16 protein-coding genes are annotated in these 16,435 nt (G+C 72.2%); 8 read left to right on the top strand and 8 right to left on the bottom strand.

Translation table 11 applies throughout. The annotated features are described in order from the left end of the window. Positions 1-172 precede the first annotated feature (172 nt). From rocD to KBX34_RS14250, 3 genes are all read right to left on the bottom strand, one after another. Complete coding sequence (gene rocD / locus KBX34_RS14260) at positions 173-1,387, bottom strand: ornithine--oxo-acid transaminase (RefSeq protein WP_210925347.1); 1,215 nt, start codon at positions 1,385-1,387, stop codon at positions 173-175. Beyond that, positions 1,387-2,202, bottom strand: coding sequence for a dimethylargininase (ddaH, locus tag KBX34_RS14255; protein WP_172862232.1), 816 nt, complete (start codon positions 2,200-2,202; stop codon positions 1,387-1,389). The genes rocD and ddaH overlap by 1 nt, the downstream gene beginning before the upstream one ends. 317 nt (positions 2,203-2,519) lie before the next feature. Further along, positions 2,520-3,392, bottom strand: coding sequence for a thrombospondin (locus KBX34_RS14250; RefSeq protein WP_307871395.1), 873 nt, complete (start codon positions 3,390-3,392; stop codon positions 2,520-2,522). A 268-nt stretch (positions 3,393-3,660) separates the two neighbouring features. On the opposite strand from KBX34_RS14250, the gene KBX34_RS14245 reads away from it, so the two are divergent. Beyond that, positions 3,661-4,470 carry an Fpg/Nei family DNA glycosylase gene (locus tag KBX34_RS14245; RefSeq protein WP_210925344.1) on the top strand — a complete coding sequence of 270 codons (810 nt, stop codon included), beginning with the start codon at positions 3,661-3,663 and terminating at the stop codon, positions 4,468-4,470. A gap of 61 nt (positions 4,471-4,531) precedes the next feature. On the opposite strand, the gene KBX34_RS14240 is transcribed toward KBX34_RS14245, so the two are convergent. Beyond that, on the bottom strand, positions 4,532-5,398 hold the full coding sequence (locus tag KBX34_RS14240; RefSeq protein ID WP_210925343.1) for an aminoglycoside phosphotransferase family protein: 867 nt from the start codon (positions 5,396-5,398) through the stop codon (positions 4,532-4,534). Positions 5,399-5,474: 76 nt separating this feature from the next. On the opposite strand from KBX34_RS14240, the gene KBX34_RS14235 reads away from it, so the two are divergent. The 4 genes from KBX34_RS14235 (at position 5,475) to KBX34_RS14220 (ending at position 9,199) form a co-directional block, all read left to right on the top strand. Then, positions 5,475-6,326 (top strand): TIGR03619 family F420-dependent LLM class oxidoreductase, encoded by an 852-nt coding sequence (locus KBX34_RS14235; protein WP_210925342.1) that lies wholly within the window; start codon positions 5,475-5,477, stop codon positions 6,324-6,326. After that, positions 6,323-6,748 carry a nucleoside deaminase gene (locus KBX34_RS14230; RefSeq protein ID WP_210794397.1) on the top strand — a complete coding sequence of 142 codons (426 nt, stop codon included), beginning with the start codon at positions 6,323-6,325 and terminating at the stop codon, positions 6,746-6,748. The genes KBX34_RS14235 and KBX34_RS14230 overlap by 4 nt, the downstream gene beginning before the upstream one ends. A 235-nt stretch (positions 6,749-6,983) precedes the next feature. Beyond that, on the top strand, positions 6,984-8,249 hold the full coding sequence (locus tag KBX34_RS14225) for an AGE family epimerase/isomerase (protein ID WP_210925340.1): 1,266 nt from the start codon (positions 6,984-6,986) through the stop codon (positions 8,247-8,249). After that, positions 8,246-9,199 carry a carbohydrate kinase gene (locus KBX34_RS14220; protein WP_210925338.1) on the top strand — a complete coding sequence of 318 codons (954 nt, stop codon included), beginning with the start codon at positions 8,246-8,248 and terminating at the stop codon, positions 9,197-9,199. The genes KBX34_RS14225 and KBX34_RS14220 overlap by 4 nt, the downstream gene beginning before the upstream one ends. Positions 9,200-9,313: 114 nt before the next feature. Here KBX34_RS14220 and KBX34_RS14215 read toward each other — a convergent pair whose 3' ends face one another. Genes KBX34_RS14215 through KBX34_RS14205 form a run of 3 tightly spaced genes read right to left on the bottom strand, consistent with a single transcriptional unit; the run spans position 9,314 to position 12,901 of the window. Then, positions 9,314-10,333, bottom strand: coding sequence for a LacI family DNA-binding transcriptional regulator (locus KBX34_RS14215; RefSeq protein ID WP_370453044.1), 1,020 nt, complete (start codon positions 10,331-10,333; stop codon positions 9,314-9,316). A 27-nt stretch (positions 10,334-10,360) separates the two neighbouring features. Further along, on the bottom strand, positions 10,361-11,740 hold the full coding sequence (locus KBX34_RS14210) for an FAD-dependent oxidoreductase (protein WP_210925336.1): 1,380 nt from the start codon (positions 11,738-11,740) through the stop codon (positions 10,361-10,363). 24 nt (positions 11,741-11,764) lie between these two features. Continuing rightward, the gene (locus KBX34_RS14205; protein WP_210925334.1) at positions 11,765-12,901 is read right to left on the bottom strand and encodes a glutamate--cysteine ligase; all 1,137 of its coding nucleotides are present in this window, start codon (positions 12,899-12,901) and stop codon (positions 11,765-11,767) included. A 173-nt stretch (positions 12,902-13,074) separates the two neighbouring features. Here KBX34_RS14205 and KBX34_RS14200 point away from each other — a divergent pair, with 173 nt between their 5' ends. From KBX34_RS14200 to KBX34_RS14190, 3 genes are all read left to right on the top strand, one after another. Beyond that, complete coding sequence (locus tag KBX34_RS14200) at positions 13,075-13,368, top strand: DUF6412 domain-containing protein (protein ID WP_231927131.1); 294 nt, start codon at positions 13,075-13,077, stop codon at positions 13,366-13,368. 101 nt (positions 13,369-13,469) lie between these two features. After that, positions 13,470-14,228 carry a YidC/Oxa1 family membrane protein insertase gene (locus tag KBX34_RS14195; RefSeq protein ID WP_210794392.1) on the top strand — a complete coding sequence of 253 codons (759 nt, stop codon included), beginning with the start codon at positions 13,470-13,472 and terminating at the stop codon, positions 14,226-14,228. A gap of 65 nt (positions 14,229-14,293) precedes the next feature. Continuing rightward, positions 14,294-15,679 (top strand): chitinase, encoded by a 1,386-nt coding sequence (locus KBX34_RS14190; protein ID WP_210925332.1) that lies wholly within the window; start codon positions 14,294-14,296, stop codon positions 15,677-15,679. A gap of 51 nt (positions 15,680-15,730) precedes the next feature. Here KBX34_RS14190 and KBX34_RS14185 read toward each other — a convergent pair whose 3' ends face one another. Beyond that, entirely contained in the window at positions 15,731-16,402 is a 672-nt protein-coding gene (locus tag KBX34_RS14185; RefSeq protein WP_088949957.1) for a DedA family protein, read from the bottom strand. Positions 16,403-16,435: the final 33 nt, after the last annotated feature.

Raw genomic sequence — 16,435 nt, 5'->3', positions numbered from 1 at the left:
GACCACCTCAACGCCATCGCCGACCGACTCAACAACCGACCCCGCCGTATCCTCGGCTACAAGAAACCCAAAGAAGTCTTCGCCGAGCTGCTGACCAGCCAGATTGCTTCCACCGGCTGAGCACGGGAGCACTTTCCCTGTAGTTGCGCAGATCTTGACCAGCGGGGGTCGGTCAGCTGGCCAGCACCTCGGCCAGATGGGCCACCGCCAGGTCGATCTCGTCCTCGGTGATCACCAGTGGCGGGGCGAGCCGGATGGTGGAGCCGTGGGTGTCCTTGGCGAGCACACCGCGCGCGGCGAGCCGCTCACAGGCCTCCCGGCCGGTCATCAGCGCCGGGTCGATGTCCAGACCGGCCCACAGACCGCGGACGCGTACCCCGACCAGACCCTTGCCGACCAGACCCTCCAGGCCGGCCCGCAGCCGTTCACCCAGCTCCGCGGAGCGGCGCTGGAACTCGCCGGTGGCGAGCAGCCGCACCACCTCGATGGCGACCGCGCAGGCGAGCGGGTTGCCGCCGAAGGTGGAGCCGTGCTGGCCGGGCTTGAGCACGCCCAGCACGTCGGCGTTCGCGGCCACCGCGGAGACCGGCACGATGCCGCCACCGAGCGCCTTGCCGAGCAGATACATGTCCGGCACGACGCCCTCGTGGTCACAGGCGAAGGTCTTGCCGGTACGCCCCAGACCCGACTGGATCTCGTCCGCGATGAAGAGCACGTTGCGCTCGGTGCAGACCTGGCGTACGCCCGGCAGGTAGCCCTCCGGCGGCACGACCACGCCCTGCTCGCCCTGGATCGGCTCCAGCAGCACGGCAACGGTGTTCTCGTCGATCGCGGCGGTCAGCGCGTCCAGGTCGCCGTAGGGCACGACAGTGAACCCCGGGGTGTACGGCCCGAAGTCGGCGCGGGCGTCCTCGTCGGTGGAGAAGCTCACGATGGTGGTGGTCCGGCCGTGGAAGTTGCCCTCGGCGACCACGATGTTGGCCTGCCCGGCGGGCACGCCCTTGACCTGGTAGCCCCACTTGCGGGCCACCTTGATCCCGGTCTCGACCGCCTCGGCGCCGGTGTTCATCGGCAGCACCAGGTCCTTGCCGCACAGCTCGGCCAGCTCCCGGCAGAAGTCGGCGAACTGGTCGTGGATGAACGCGCGGCTGGTCAGCGTGAGCCGGTCCAGTTGTGCGTGCGCGGCGGCGATCAGCTGTGGGTGCCGGTGGCCGAAGTTCAGCGCCGAGTAGCCGGCCAGGCAGTCCAGGTAACGCCGGCCGTCCACGTCGGTGAGCCAGGCACCCTCCGCGGACGAGATCACCACCGGCAGCGGGTGGTAGTTGTGCGCCGTCCAGCGCTCGGCGTCCCGGACCGCGCCCGGCGTACGCAGCTTGTCATCCACGATCACTTGCTTGCCTTTCCCTGACGGAGTCGCAGCGTGCAGCACTTCGGTCCGCCGCCGGCCTTACGTAGCTCGGACAGGTCGACCCCGATGGTTTCGTAGCCCCGGTCGCGCAGCTTGGCGGCCAGGTCGGTGGCCTGCGCGGGCAGCACCACGTGCCGGCCGTCGCTCACCGCGTTCAGGCCCAGCACCTCGGCGTCGGCCATGGTGGCGTGCACCGCGTCGGGGAAGAGCCGGCGCAGCACGGCCTGGCTGCCGGGGGAGAACGCCTCGGGCAGGTACGCCACGGTCCGCTCGTCGAGCACGGTCAGCGCGGTGTCCAGGTGGTAGAAGCGCGGGTCGACCAGCTGCATGGTGATCACCGGGTAGCCGAAGACCTCCTGCAACTGGGCGTGCGAGGCGTGCGCCGTGCGGAAGCCGGTGCCGGCCAGCAGGTGGTCGCCGGCCAGCAGGACGTCGCCCTCGCCCTCGTTGACGTGCTTCGGGTCGTACATCTCGAAGCCCGCGTCCTCGAACCAGGCGCGGTACGCCGGTGCCTCGTCGGCCCGCTGCGGGTCGCGGAACTGCACGGCCATCGCCTTGCCGTCGATCACGGTGCCACCGTTGGCGGCGAAGACCATGTCGGGCAGGCCGGGCACCGGAGTGATCTCCTCGACGGTGTGGCCCAGGTCGCGGTACGTCTGGCGCAGCTGCTCCCACTGCCGGACGGCCAGCGCGGCGTCGACCGGCGCGGTCGGGTCCATCCAGGGGTTGATCGCGTAATCGACGGCGAAGTACGTCGGCCGGCACATCAACAGGCGCTGGCTGGTGGCGTCCATCGTCATTGTCCTGCTCCCAGGGGTCGGGCGCGCCCGGCCACCGTGGCCCACGGGCTGGCGCCGTTGCTCAACGGTATGCGGCGTCAGCGGCAGGATCCACCACTGAGAGTTGCGCGGACCGAACATTCGTTGCGTCTGAGCGACTGCCAGGAGCGATTCGTTGTGTCAGGCGTGCCTGACCCCGGAAACACTTCAGGGGCGGCGAACCGCCGCCCCTGAAAGGGTGTCGCCCGGCCGGTGAACCACCGGAGTGTTCGGGCTGCCGGCGAACCGCCGGCTTTTCGCCGGTGCATCACCGGCGAGCGGAACAGTGCCCGCTAGAAACGATCGACAAACTGTGAGTCAAGCCACTCACGGAAGCGCTGCACCCAGTCGCCGTCGGTGGTCGGCCAGTCGAACTGGCCGGTCATCGCCAGCACCCCGATCACCACGGCGGCCAGCCCGATCAGCACGCCGAAGAGCGCGTCGGTCTTGCCGGCGACGTGCCGGCGGCGGGTGGCCATCAGGCCGAGCACCGAGAGCACCGCGCCGAATGCGCCGAGCCCGATGCCGTACCCGGCCAGGGTGCCGGTCAGCACGAACATCGCACCGGCCACGGCGACGATCAGGCCGAGGGTGGCGAGCAGGCTGGCCCGCGGCTTCGGGCCGCGCGTCACCGGCGGCTCGGGCGCGGTTGTGTCCGGGGTCGGGTCGACCGGGCGGTCGGTGGTGACCCGGTCCGTCGTGTCGGGTCGCCGGGTCGTGCCGTCGAGGTCGGCGTCCCGGTCGGCCGTGCGCCCCGTGGTCGGGTCGGTGCCGGGCCGGGGCTCGGTCACGACCGGGCTGGCGGCGCCGCTGCGCGGCTCCGTCTCCACCGGACGGGCGGTGGCAGCTGCGCTCTCCGCGGGTCGGGCGGTGGCGGCGCGGGCGACCGCGGCCCGCTCGGAGGCCCGCCGCTCGGCCTCGCCGGGCTGGTCGCCGGCCTGGCCGTCGGTTGCGGCGGCGCTGCGGTACGTCGTCTGATCTGCGTCCCGATCGGTGACCACCGGGCGACTGCGCTCGCCGTCCCCGGGCTGGTCCACGTCGGTCTGGGTTGCGCTGTCCCGGCCGCTGGCGACCGGGGTGTCCCGGTCGTCGATGCGACCGTCGAGGTTCTCGTCCCGCGTCGGTGCCGGCTCGGACCGGCGGGACAGCGAAGGAATCCTGACCACTACACACCTCCTGATGAATGCGTGGTGGCCGACGAAAAGGGTGGCACCCACGCGGTGTCGACCCTCGAATACCCACCTGGGCGTTTCCTGACACCAATCCTGGGTACGGGCTCGACCCTCGGCCTTGATCGACTGGGCATGCCGCCCCCGGCCGCCCTTGATCGGCTCGGTTTCCTGGAGGTCGCGGTGTCCTGCGCGCCTCGATACCCCGGTTTTCAGAAACGCGAGTCAATCGCCGTGCCAGCGCGGCTGGCTATCCTTGGCACCCGTGCCAGAGGGACACACGATCCATCGCCTGGCGGCTCGACACGCCGAGCTGTTCGCCGGGGACAAGCTGCATGTCGCGAGCCCGCAGGGCCGCTTCGCCGACGGCGCCGCCCGGCTCACCGGGGCGGTGCTGGAGAGCACCGAGGCGTACGGCAAGCACCTGCTGCACCACTACGCCGGTGAGCTGACCCTGCACGTACACCTCGGGCTGTACGGCAAGTTCACCGACGGCCCGGGGGAGCCGCCGGAGCCGGTCGGTCAGGTGCGGCTGCGACTCGCCAGCGACCGGCACTGGCTCGACCTGCGCGGACCCACGGCCTGCGAGCTGATCACCCCACCCGAGGTGGCCGCACTGCGGGACCGCCTCGGACCGGACCCGCTGCGCGCCGACGCCGACCCGGAGCGGGCGTACGCCCGGATCTCGCGCAGCCCCACGCCCCTCGCCGCGCTGCTGCTGGACCAGTCGGTGGTGGCCGGCACCGGGCTGATCTTCGTGACCGAGGCGTTGTTCCGGGCTGGCCTGCCGCCGACGATGCCCGGCCGAGCGCTCACGCGGGCCAACTGGGACGCGCTCTGGGCCGACCTGGTCGGGCTGATGCGACTCGCGGTCGAGCACGGCCGCATCGACACCGTGCGTGACGCGCACCTGCCCGAGGCGATGGGCCGGCCGGCGCGGGTGGACCGGCACGGTGGCGAGGTGTACGTCTACCGCCGCCCCGGCGCGCCCTGCCACGTCTGCGGCACCGAAGTCAGCCGCGGCGAGCTGGCCGGCCGCAACCTGTACTGGTGCCGGACCTGCCAGGCCGTCTGAGCCGCCCGCCCCGACGCATGCACCGCCCCGCCCTTCGGGCGACTCGCGGCGCTGCCGGACCTCAGCCGGCGTCGAGCAGCCAGCAGACCACCTCGACCTGGTGCGGAAAGACGACCGCACCGTCGATGCTCCAGGCCAACGTGTGCCCGATCGTCCAGCCCCGGGCCCGCTCGCGGTCCAGCCCCAGCTCGGCGGTGAGCCGGTCCAGCCGGTGCCGGACGGCCGTTGGCGAGTGACCCAACTCCCGACCGCGCACCATCGGCACGACCGAGAATTCCCGCTCGCCGGTCAGCGGCTTCGGGTCGATCGCCAGCCATGGTTCCCGGTCGGCGGCGAGCACGTTGCCGGCGTGCAGGTCCTGGTTGACCAGCACCTGCTCGCGCTGACTCGACACCAGCCCGGTGAGCAGGTCGAGTGCCGCGTCGAGCAGCCGTCGCTCGTACGGCCGGCCGGCCCGTTCCCAGTTGTCAGGCATCCGGTCCATCCAGCCGGCGGCCTCCTCGGCCAACGGGGTGAACGGCTCGCCAGCCGGTCGCCACAGCCGGGGCAGCAGGGCGGTCACCGCGTCCAGCGCGCGGTCCATCGGAAGCTCGTGCAGCGGAGTGCCGGGCTGGCAGCGTTCCACCAGCAGGGCGCGTCGTTCCGGATCATGGGCGAGCAGCCGGATCGCCCCGTCGCCGTTCCACTGGGCCAGGGCGTCGGCCTCGTGCCGGCTGTCCTCGTCCGGGTACTGGAGCTTGAGCACCGCCGCCGTGCCGTCGGGCAGGTCCGCGGGCAGTGCCAGGGATGCGTAGGCGTAGCGGAAGGGCGGGCCGAGTCGCAGCGACCACCGCTCGGTGCACTCCGCCAGCCACGTCGGGAGGGTGCCGAGCCAGGTCCGGCCCGCCGGTGTCGTACGGACCCAGTCGAGGCCCTCGGGGAGATCCATCCGACCATCCTGGGCCGTCCACCGCTGCGTTGGTGGCCTGTTCCCATGCCGGGTCCACAGTGGCTAGCGTAGGGCCGTGCAGATCGGCGTGAACGTACCGAACTTCGCCCCGGGCACCGACCCCGACGTGCTGCGTCGGTGGGCGCAGACGGTCGAGGGTCTCGGCTTCGATCTGCTGATGGTCTCCGATCACATCGTGGTGACCCCGGACGTGGCCGAGCAGTACCCGGCGCCGTTCTACGAGCCGTTCACCACGCTGTCCTGGCTGGCCGGGGTGACCTCCCGGGTCCGGTTGGGCACCACTGTGCTCATCGTCCCGTACCGGCACCCGCTGCTCATGGCCCGGATGGCGGCGAACCTCAACCGGCTCAGTGGCGGCCGGCTCGTCCTCGGGGTCGGCGTCGGCTGGGCCCGGCAGGAGTTCGAGGCGCTCGGCGTGCCGTTCCAGCGGCGCGGCTCGCTGACCGACGACCACCTGCGGGCCATGCGCGACGCCTGGCAGAACACCGACGACTACGACTCGGGAGCGATCCCGATCTGGGTCGGTGGCAACAGCGAAGCCGGCATGCGCCGCGCGGTCCTGCTCGGTGATGCGTGGCACCCGCTGCGGGTGGCGCCCGGACGGCTGGCCGAGGCCGCCGCACGACTGAAGACCATCGCCGCTGACCTGGGCCGCCCGGTGCCCGCGTTGGTGCCGCGCATCGCACTCCAGGAGACCCGGGAGCCGGTCACCGCCCCGGACCGGCTCGCCGGTGTCGGCACCATCGACCAGATCACCGCCGACATCGACCAGATCCGACTGCTCGGCGCCGAGGCGGTGGTGCTCGACCCGTTCAACGGCGACCTGACCGAGATCCGCCAGCCCGAGCGTGCCTGGCGGACACTGGCGGCCGTGGCCGCACATCACAGATCCCAGGAGGGCCGATGACACCCGATGACGAAAAGTTTCTCCGCCGCGCCGTGGAACTCGCCAGTCATGCGGGGGCTTCCGGCGAACGGCCGTTCGGCTCGTTGCTGGTCGATGCCGAGGGCGTCGTCCTGATCGAGGACCACAACACAGTGGTCTCCGAGGCGGACATCACCGCTCATCCGGAGTTGAAGCTGGCCCGCTGGGCGGCTCGGGAGCTTCCCGCCGAGAAGGCTGCCGGCACCACCATGTTCACCAGTTGCCAGCCCTGCCCGATGTGCGCGACCGCCATCGACCGCTCCGGCCTCGGACGCGTGGTGTACGCGCTGTCCAGCGAGCAGTTCGAGGAGGTCAAGCCCGCCACACCGCCGCTGCCTCCGGTTCGGTACGAGGGGCCGGCGCTCTTCGACGAGGCGCGCCAGCCGATCGACGACTATTACTGACCAGATCCGGCCCGGAGCGGTGTGACGCAACCGGAATTGACAGTCGACCGATCACCGGAGCAGGGTTGACAGGTGACAACGATGTCAACGGGCAAAAGGGGGGAATCGTACGCATGATCACTCCCGATCGCACCCGCAGCTCGGGGCGTCCCGTTGGCGGTTTTCCGGCGCGGACCCGGTCCGCCCGCCGATCCTGGCCGTATGTCCCTTTCCTACCCGACGGTGACCAGCTGAGATGACCGACGTGCCCCGATCCGACGCCGCAAAGACCCCCGCTCCCGCCGGGTCACCCGACCTGCCCGATCTGGAGGAGTTCCTCGCCGATCAGGCCCGCACACTGCTCGACACGGCCGGCCGGTCGGTTCGGCCCGAGGGCGGCTTCTGGTGGCTCACCGACGACCGCACCCCGGACCGCGGAGAGCCGGTGTTCACCTGGATCACCTGCCGGATGACCCACGTGGCCGCCCTCGCCCACCGCCACGGCGACCCGGACGCCGCCGCCCTCGTCGACCACGGGATCGCCGCGCTCAGCACCCTGCTGCGCGACGATCGGTACGGCGGTTGGTTCAGCGCGGTGGACCAGCAGGGGGCACCCGTAGACGATCGGAAGGCCGGCTACGACCACGCGTTCGTGCTGCTCGCCGCGTCCAGCGCCGCGCGGGCCGGCCGGCCGGGCGCGGAGCGGTTGCTCGCCGACGTGCTGAGCGTGGTGCGGGACCGGTTCTGGGACGACGACGCCGGCGCGGTCCGCGAATCGTGGAACCGGGACTGGACGGTCACCGAGGACTACCGCGGCGCCAACAGCAGCATGCACATGGTCGAGGCGTTCCTCGCCGCCACCGCCGCCACCGGCGACGCGAGCTGGGCCGAGCGGGCCCTGCGGATCGCCTCCCACCTGGTGCACGGCGAGGCCGCCCGGCACGACTGGCGGCTGCCCGAGCACTTCACCGCCGACTGGACGCCGCTGCCCGACTACAACCGGGACCAGCCCGCGGACCAGTTCCGCCCGTACGGCTCCACCATCGGCCACTGGCTGGAATGGGCCCGGCTGCTGCTCGAGCTGGAGGCTGTCCTTCCGCAGCCTCCTCGGTGGCTGCTCGCCGACGCCCGTGCCCTGTTCGCCGCCTCCGTACGGCGGGGCTGGGCGGTCGACGGCGCCGACGGCTTCGTCTACACGATCGACTGGGATGACCAACCGGTGGTCCGCTCCCGGATGCACTGGGTCCTCGCCGAGGCGGTCGGCGCGGCCATCACCCTGCACCGGCGCACCGGGGACGCGGTCTACGCCGACTGGTACCGGGTCTTCTGGGCGTACGCCCGGCGCACCCTGATCGACGGCACCGGGTGGCGGCACGAGCTGGATGCACAGAACCTGCCCTCCGACACGGTCTGGCACGGCCGGCCGGACGTCTACCACGCGTACCAGGCGGTGCTGCTGTCCCGCGCGGCCGACGGGCTCGGCGGCGCCGGCCCGCTCGCACCGGGCGAGGTGGGCGCGTGATCGTGGTCGCGGGTGAGGCACTGATCGACCTGGTGGTCACCGCCGACGGCCAGCGGGCCGTGCCAGGGGGCTCCCCAGCGAACGTGGCGGTCACCCTGGCTCGCCTCGACCAGCCGGTACGACTGCTGGCCCGGCTCGGCACCGACGAGTACGGCCGGCAGGTCGCCGAGCACCTGCGGGCCAACCGGGTGGACCTGGGGTGGGCGGTCCGCGCCGAGGAGCCCACGTCGGTGGCGGTGGCCACATTGGACGCCAGCGGGCAGGCCAGTTACGAGTTCCGGCTGGCCGGCGCGGCGGACTGGCAGTGGACGCCGCAGGAGCTGCCCGAGCTGGCCGGTTCCCCGGCGACCGCCCTGCACACCGGGTCGCTCGCGCTCGCGCTGGCCCCCGGGGCGCAGGTGCTGGAGGACCTGCTCGCCTCCGAACGTCACCGGGACGCGCTCACCCTCTCGATCGACCTCAACCTGCGTCCGAGCATCGTCACGGACCGGGCCGCCGAGCAGGAGCGGGTACGCCGGCAGGTGCCCCTCGCGCACCTGGTCAAGGCCAGCGACGAGGACCTGGCCTGGCTCTACCCGGACCGGTCGGTGGCCGACGTGATGGCGGAGTGGCATGCGGCCGGGGTGTGCTGTGCGGTCGTGACCCGGGGCGGTGAGGGCGCCTGGCTGCTCGCCCCGGACGGCACGCTGCACGAACAACCGGCGGTACGCACCACGGTGGTCGACACGGTAGGCGCCGGCGACTCGTTCACCGGCGGTCTGCTCGCCGCGCTGGCCGACCTCGACGCACTCGGCGACCGGCCGGCCGACCGGCTCACCGCGGTGACCGCGCCGCAGTGGGCTGCGGTGCTCCGGCAGGCCGCCACGGTCGCCGCGCTGACCTGCGGACGCCGAGGCGCAGACCCACCCAGCCGCACCGAGGTCGAAACCCTGCTAACCGCCGCGAGCTAGAACCCCTCACCCGGTCGATCATGGGCTTGTGGGTGGGCGTTTGAGCGCACTTCGCGGCATATGCCCGGCACCACAACTCCATGATCGACCCGCGAGGAAGGGGTCAGGGAGGGGTCAGGGGCGGGTCAGGCCGCGGGGTAGGAGCCTCGTGGGGAGCACTGTGGTCGTCGGTGCGGAGTCGTCGCCGGCGATGCGCTGGAACAGTCGCTCGGTGGCTACCCTCGCCAGCTCCCGGGTGTCGTACCCGACGACGGTCAGCGGCCGGGGCATCAGGTGCGCCAGTTCGAAGTCGTCGAAACCGACCAGCGCGGCGTCACTGCCGCGGCGGTGCAGCTCCTGGAGCGCGCCGACGGTGAGCCGGTTGTTGGCGCAGAAGAACGCGGTGGGCGGGTCCGCCAGGTCGAGCAGCGCGGCGACCGCCCGGCCGGCCTCCTCGGGAGCGATGAGCCTCTCGCGGACCAGCGACTCGTCCGGCTCGACCCCGGCCGCCTCCAGCGCCGCGCGCGCCCCGACCAGCCGCTCGCGCATCGTGGGCACGCTCGGCGCGCCCAGCAGGAGGCCCACCCGGCGATGCCCCGCGTCGAGCAGCGCGCCCACCCCGGCATGGCTGCCGCCCCGGTTGTCCAACAGCACGGCGTCGGCGTGCAGCCCCTGCGGCGGCCGGTCCAGGAACACCACCGGCATCCCCAGCTCGACCTCACGACGCAGGAACGAGTGGTCGAGGCCCGCCGGCACCACCAGCAGCCCGTCGACCCGGCGCTGGGTGAAGTCCTGGAGCAGGGCGCGTTCCCGCTCCGGGTCCTCCTCTGACGAGGCGGTGATCAGCATGGTGCCGTGGGCGGCGGCGATCTCGGCGGCGACGCTGGCGATGGTCGCGTAGAACGGGTTGGCGATCTCCTCGATGAGCAACCCGACGGTGGCGTTGAGCTGCCGGGAGCGCAGGTTGCGGGCGATGTCGTTGCGCCGGAAGCCCAGCTCGGCGATGGCGGCCAGCACCCGGTTGACCAGTTCCTGCCCCACCGGCTCGTCGTTGACCACCCGGGAGACCGTCTTCAGGCTGACGTCGGCGCGCCGGGCCACGTCGACCATCGTGGGGCGTCGACGCGCTGTCGGCCGGGTCGGGGTCTGGGTCACGGGGTGGTCCTCCACGGCGGACGCGGGTCAGCGGGCGAGCGCGGCGAGCGCATCGACCGCTTTTCGGGCGGCGATGAGCACCGGGTCCCACACCGGCGCGTACGGCGGAGCGTAGCCCAGGTCCAGTGACGTCATATCGTCCACCGTCATGCCGTTCCAGAGTGCCACGGCCAGCGTGTCGATCCGTTTGGCCGCCTCGGACCAGCCGACGATCTGCGCGCCGAGCAACCGGCCGCTGGGACGCTCGGCGAGCAGCTTCACCGTCATCGGCCGGGAACCGGGGTAGTAGCCGGCCCGGTTGGTCGACTCGGCGATCACCGAGACGAAGTCGAAGCCGGCCGTCCTGGCCTCGCCCTCGCGCAGACCCGTCCGACCCACCTCCAGGTCACAGACCTTGGTCACCGCCGTGCCGATCACGCCGGCGAACGTGGCGTACCCGCCGCCGATGTTGATCCCCGCCACCCGGCCCTGCTTGTTGGCGTGCGTGCCCAATGGCACGTGCACCGGCATTCCGCTGACCCGGTGCAGGGTCTCCACGCAGTCACCGGCCGCCCAGATCCCGAGCAGCCCCGGCACGCGCATCCGGCGGTCCACCCGGACCCCACCGGTCGGCCCGATCGGCAGCCCGGCAGCCTCGGCGAGCGCGGCGTTGGGGCGTACGCCGAGGCCCAGGACCACGACGTCGGTCGGCATCGGCCCCTCGGCCGTGACCACCGCGGACACCCGGCCGTCCCGCTGCTCCAGGCCGGTCACCGGCAGGCCGGTCCGGATTGTGATGCCGAGGCCGCGCATGGCCTCGGCCACCAACTCGCCCATGTCGGCGTCCACCGTCGCCATCGGCTGGTCGCCCGCCTCGACAAGGGTCACCGAGAGGCCGCGCTGGATCAGCGCCTCGGCGATCTCGACGCCGATGTAGCCGCCGCCGACCACCACGGCTCGGCGCGGCTTCGGCTCGGCGTCCAACCACTCGCGCAGTGCCGCCCCGTCGTCGAGGGTCTGCATGCCGAACACACCACCCGCGTCGGTGGCCGCCCACGGCGGCTTGACCGGCACCGCGCCGGTGGCGTACATCAGGTCGTCGAAGCGCTCGCGGACCTCTCCGCCGCCCTCCAGATCCCGTGCCACCACCTCGCGGCGTTCCAGGTCGATGGCCGTGACCTCGTGGCGCATCCGGACGTCCATCGCGTACTCGGTGCGGAACGTCTGCGGATCCCGGGCGATCAACGCGTCCGGGCCCGGCACCAGGCCACTGATCCAGTACGGGATGCCGCACGCCGAGTAGGAGGTGAAATGGCCCCGCTCGAAGACCACGATCTCCAGGTCGTCGCGGTCGCGGCGGCGTCGGGCCTGGGACGCCGCCGACATTCCGGCGGCGTCCCCGCCGATGACAATCAGGCGTTGCGCCACAGGCTCATCCTGTCACGACGGTGTTCAGCCACGGGTCTGCCGTGCGACGTCCTGCACCACGTCGATGAGTCGTCCGGTGCGCTCGTACACCGCGCGTTGCCGTGCGGCCCCGGTGCCGTGCCGGCGCAGCCCACCCAGCAGATCGGTCACCTCGGCCCAGTCGCCGTGCTGCTCCAGCGCGGGTCGCATCCGCTCGACGAACCGGTCCAACAGCTCCCAGGCCGGGCGCAGCTCGCCGGTGGTGACGTCGACGGCCTCGCCTTCCAGGCCGTCGTGGGCCGCTCGCCAGTGGGCGCCCACCAGCAGGTGGTGGTCGGTCTGCAACGCCGGGCGGCCGGCCTCGACATCCGCCATGGCGGTGGCCACCAGGGCCCGGACCAGCGCGGCGACCAGCACCGCCTCGTCCACCGACGGGCAGACGTCGCCGATCCGCAGCTCCACCGTCGGGTACTTCGCCGACAGCCGGGCATACCAGTAGAGCATCCCCTCGTCGAGCATCACCCCACTGGAGATCAACTGGCGGATCAGCCGCTGGTAGTGCTCGTGCGACTCCAGAAACGGCGTCGGCGCGACCGACGGCCAGCGCTCCCACTCCACGGATCGCCAGCTGGCGTAGCCGGTGTCCTCGCCGCGGGCGAACGGGGAGTTGGTGGTGATCGCGTGCAGCATCGGCAGCCACGGTCGTACGTGGTTGAGCACCTGCACGCCGGTGTCCGGGTCGGGCACGCCCACGTGCACGTGCATGCCGTTGTTGCCGGGGCCGGGGACGAGCAGTCGGAACCGCTCGATCATCCGGTCGAAGCGGGGCTTGTCCACCACCGGCGGCACCGGGCCGTCCACCGGGCCGGTGCCGATGGCGAGCAGGGTCACTCCGGCCCGCTCGGCGGCTTCGGCGAGCGCCCGACGCAACACGCCGAGGGAGTGCCGGATCGACGAGAGCTCCAGGCCGGGCGGGCTGCCGATCTCGATCTGACTGGTCTGGAACTCCCGTTCCACCTGCCCGCGCAGCTCGGCCGGCACCTGTTCCATGACCAGATCGACGGCCGGGACCGCAGCTCCGGTGTGCGGGTCGACGAGCAGGAACTCCTCCTCGACACCCACGGTGAGCAATCCGGTCGCCGCAGCCTCTTCGCTGAGCGCCTCCGCCACCTGACCGGTCATCGACACCACCGCCCGTTTCTGCCGAAGCGCGGCCCATCCGCGTCGGTCCGTCGTCTGGTTACCCAACGTGGCGATGCCCGGAAACGTGGCGGTGGCGCGTCGTCCTCGGCGTGCCGGCACCCGGGGGTCGCGATTTGCCCGGACGGCGTGACACCGGGTCCTATGCTGAGCCCGTGCCGGTGCCGCTGGGTTTCGTCGGGTTCGCGTGGCTGTACGCGTTCGCCCAGCTCACCCTGCTCGCGGGCCGGCCGGCCGACCTGCTCGCAGGCGCCGCGCTGACCGCCTTGGTGCTGCTCGCCGTGGTGCTGGCGGCTCGGGTGCACGACCGCGCGGGTACGCCTGGCGCCGGCCCCCGGTGGGCCGGGTTGCGGGCCCGTTCCCGTGGTCGACGGGTGCCCCGGCAGATCGACCCGGACGCCGCCGGCCGACCTCGTCCCCGCGCTCCCGGGCACCCCTCGGCCGCGTAGCGCCACGCCGCCGCGCGGCCGATCCCGCCGTCACCGGTCCCCCTGTCGAGCGGACACCGCCCGGGGGAGGGCCCCACCGGAATCGGACCGAGGGGTTTTCCATGCTTGCCTTCGCACCACTGCACGACGTCGTCGGCGCTGCCGGCACGGCACTGTCCTGGCTCACCGACCTGCTCGAACCACTGGCCGGCGGGATGGCGACCGCCGCCGCCATCGTGCTCTTCACCGTCGCCGTCCGACTGCTGATCTCGCCGCTCACCGTCGCGCAGGTCCGCGGCGAGCGGCGCCGCGCGGCGCTCGCCCCACAGGTGCGTGATCTACAGCAGCGGTACGCGGACGACCCGGCGGCCCTTCAGCGCGAGGTGTTCGCGTTGTACCGGGAGGCTGGGGCGAACCCGATCGCCGGCTGCCTGCCGTTGCTGCTCCAGGCTCCCTTCCTGCTGGTCCTGTACCGGCTGTTCACCACGAGCGAGGGTGGCACCGGGCTGCTCGACGAGCGGCTCGCCGGGGTGCCGCTGGGTCACCATCTCAGCGACGGGTTGGGCGGGGCGGCCGGCCCGCTCTTCGCCGTCCTGCTGGCGGTGCTGCTGGCGGTCGCGTGGTGGTCGTCGCGGCGGGCCCGTCGGGCGTCGGCGGCGGTCGGGACGGTGGCCGGTACGCCCACCGAGGGGCCGGGGGCGGCCGTGCTCGGGCGGCTGCTGCCCCTGCTGCCGTTCACGACGGTGCTGGTGGCGCTGGTGCTGCCGCTCGCCGCGGTGATCTACCTGGTCACCACGAGTGTGTGGTCGGCGGCCGAGCAGGCGGTGCTGCGCCGACCCCAGGCGGTCCCACCGTCGCAGGCCCTGGACAGAAACAGTTAACTGTCTTAATAATTAGCGGTGACGTTGACGTCCATGGATGCCCGTTGCCGGGCGCGGAGGGTCGCATGAAGCCTGCCAGATCCCTAGTCCTGTCCCTGGTCACCGCGCTCGCCGCGACGCTCGGCGCGGCCGGGGTGGCGCTGCCGGCGTTCGCCGCCGGACCGACCGCCAGCTTCGTCAAGACCGCCGACTGGGGCTCCGGCTGGGAGGGGAAGTACACCATCACCAACGGCGGCAGCTCGACGATCAACGGCTGGAGCCTCGCCTTCGACCTGCCGTCCGGCACCACCCTCGGCAGCTACTGGGACGCGTTGCTCACCTCCGCTGGCCAGCGGCACACCTTCACCAACCGGTCCTGGAACGGCACCATCGCCCCGGGCGCCTCGGTCTCCTTCGGCTTCCTGGCCAGCGGTTCCGGCTCGCCGAGCGGCTGCCAGCTCAACGGCGCGGCCTGCGGTGGCGGCACCCCGCCCACCACGCCGCCGCCCACCACCCCACCGCCCACCACGCCGCCCCCGACGACCCCGCCGCCGACCGACCCGCCCACCGGTGACCTGCCGAAGCACCTGCTCACCGGTTACTGGCACAACTTCGACAACCCCGCCGTCGAGCTGCGGCTGCGCGACGTCCCCAACGAGTACGACCTGGTCGCGGTCGCCTTCGCCGAGGCAACCGCGACGCCCGGCGCGCTCACCTTCGGCATCGACCCCGGCCTGGCCGCCGCGCTCGGCGGCTACACCGAAGCGGACTTCACCGCCGACGTGCGCACCCTGCACAGCCGGGGCAAGCGGGTGATCCTCTCGGTCGGCGGCGAGACCGGCCGGGTCACCGTCAACAACGCGGCCTCGGCCACCGCGTTCGCCGACACGGCCGCCGCGCTGATCGCCCGCTACGGCTTCGACGGGATCGACATCGACCTGGAGAACGGACTCAACCCGACGTACATGGCGCAGGCGCTGCGCGCGCTGCGGGCCAAGGTCGGGTCGAGCCTGATCATCGCGATGGCACCGCAGACCATCGACATGCAGAACCCGGCCGGCGGCTACTTCAAGCTGGCGCTCGACATCAAGGACATCCTCACCGTCGTCAACACCCAGTTCTACAACTCGGGGGCGATGCTCGGCTGCGACCAGAATGCCGCCTACGGGCAGGGCACCGTGAACTTCATCGTCGCGCTGGCCTGCATCCAGTTGGAAGCCGGGCTGCGCCCCGACCAGGTCGGTCTCGGTCTGCCGGCGGGGCCGGGGGCGGCCGGCGGCGGCATCGTCGCGCCCAGCGTGGTCAACGCCGCCCTGGACTGCCTGGCCCGGGGCACCAACTGCGGCAGCTTCCGGCCGCCGCGCACCTACCCCGGCATTCGCGGCGCGATGACCTGGTCGGTGAACTGGGACGCCAGCAACGGCAACGGCTTCGCCAACGCGGTGGGGCCGCACCTGGACACCCTGCCCTGACCATGCTCGCCGGCGTCCGGCCAGGACGCCGGCGGTAAGCGATAACGCGGATCAACGACCGGCGGTCACCGACCGCCGGTCGTCGCGCTCCCGGCGGCGGCGGACCTTACGGATCACCCACATCACCACCATGACGACGAAGACCGCGACGATCGCGTAGTTGAACCAGTCGCTGTAGCGCTCGACGTTCTGCCAACGGCTCCCGAGCGCGTACCCGGCCCCGACGATGAGACCGTTCCACACCCCGCTGCCGATGGTGGTGAGCAGGATGAACTCGCCCAGCGGCATCCGGTTGGCCCCGGCCGGCACGGAGACCAGGCTGCGGACCACCGGCACCACCCGGCCGATCAGCACCGCCCACCGGCCGTGCCGCTCGAACCAGCGGTCGGCCTTCTCCAGGTCGTCGCGGTCCACCAACGGGATGCGGTCCAGCCAACGCTTCAGCCGTTCCTCGCCGAGCGCCGCGCCGAGCCAGTAGAGCACCAACGCGCCGACCAGGGAGCCGACCGTCGCGGCCAGCACCACGAGGAAGACGTTGAACTGGCCCTCGTGGGCCAGGAAACCGGCGAGCGCCAACACGATCTCGCTGGGAATCGGCGGGACGATGCTCTCCAACGCCACCAGCAGCGCCACGCCCACCGGGCCCATCGCCTCGATCACCGAGGCCACCCAACCGGTCAGCCCGGTGAACTCGGACGGGTCGCCACTCTGGGCGTACGCCATGGTCGTCCTTCCGGTCGGCTTCGGGGGATCGGA

The sequence above is a fragment of the Micromonospora sp. M61 genome, from assembly GCF_018070245.1.
GTDB lineage: Bacteria > Actinomycetota > Actinomycetes > Mycobacteriales > Micromonosporaceae > Micromonospora > Micromonospora zamorensis.
Note: the sequence above shows the minus strand (reverse complement) of the source record. Positions and strands in the feature narration are given on the sequence as shown.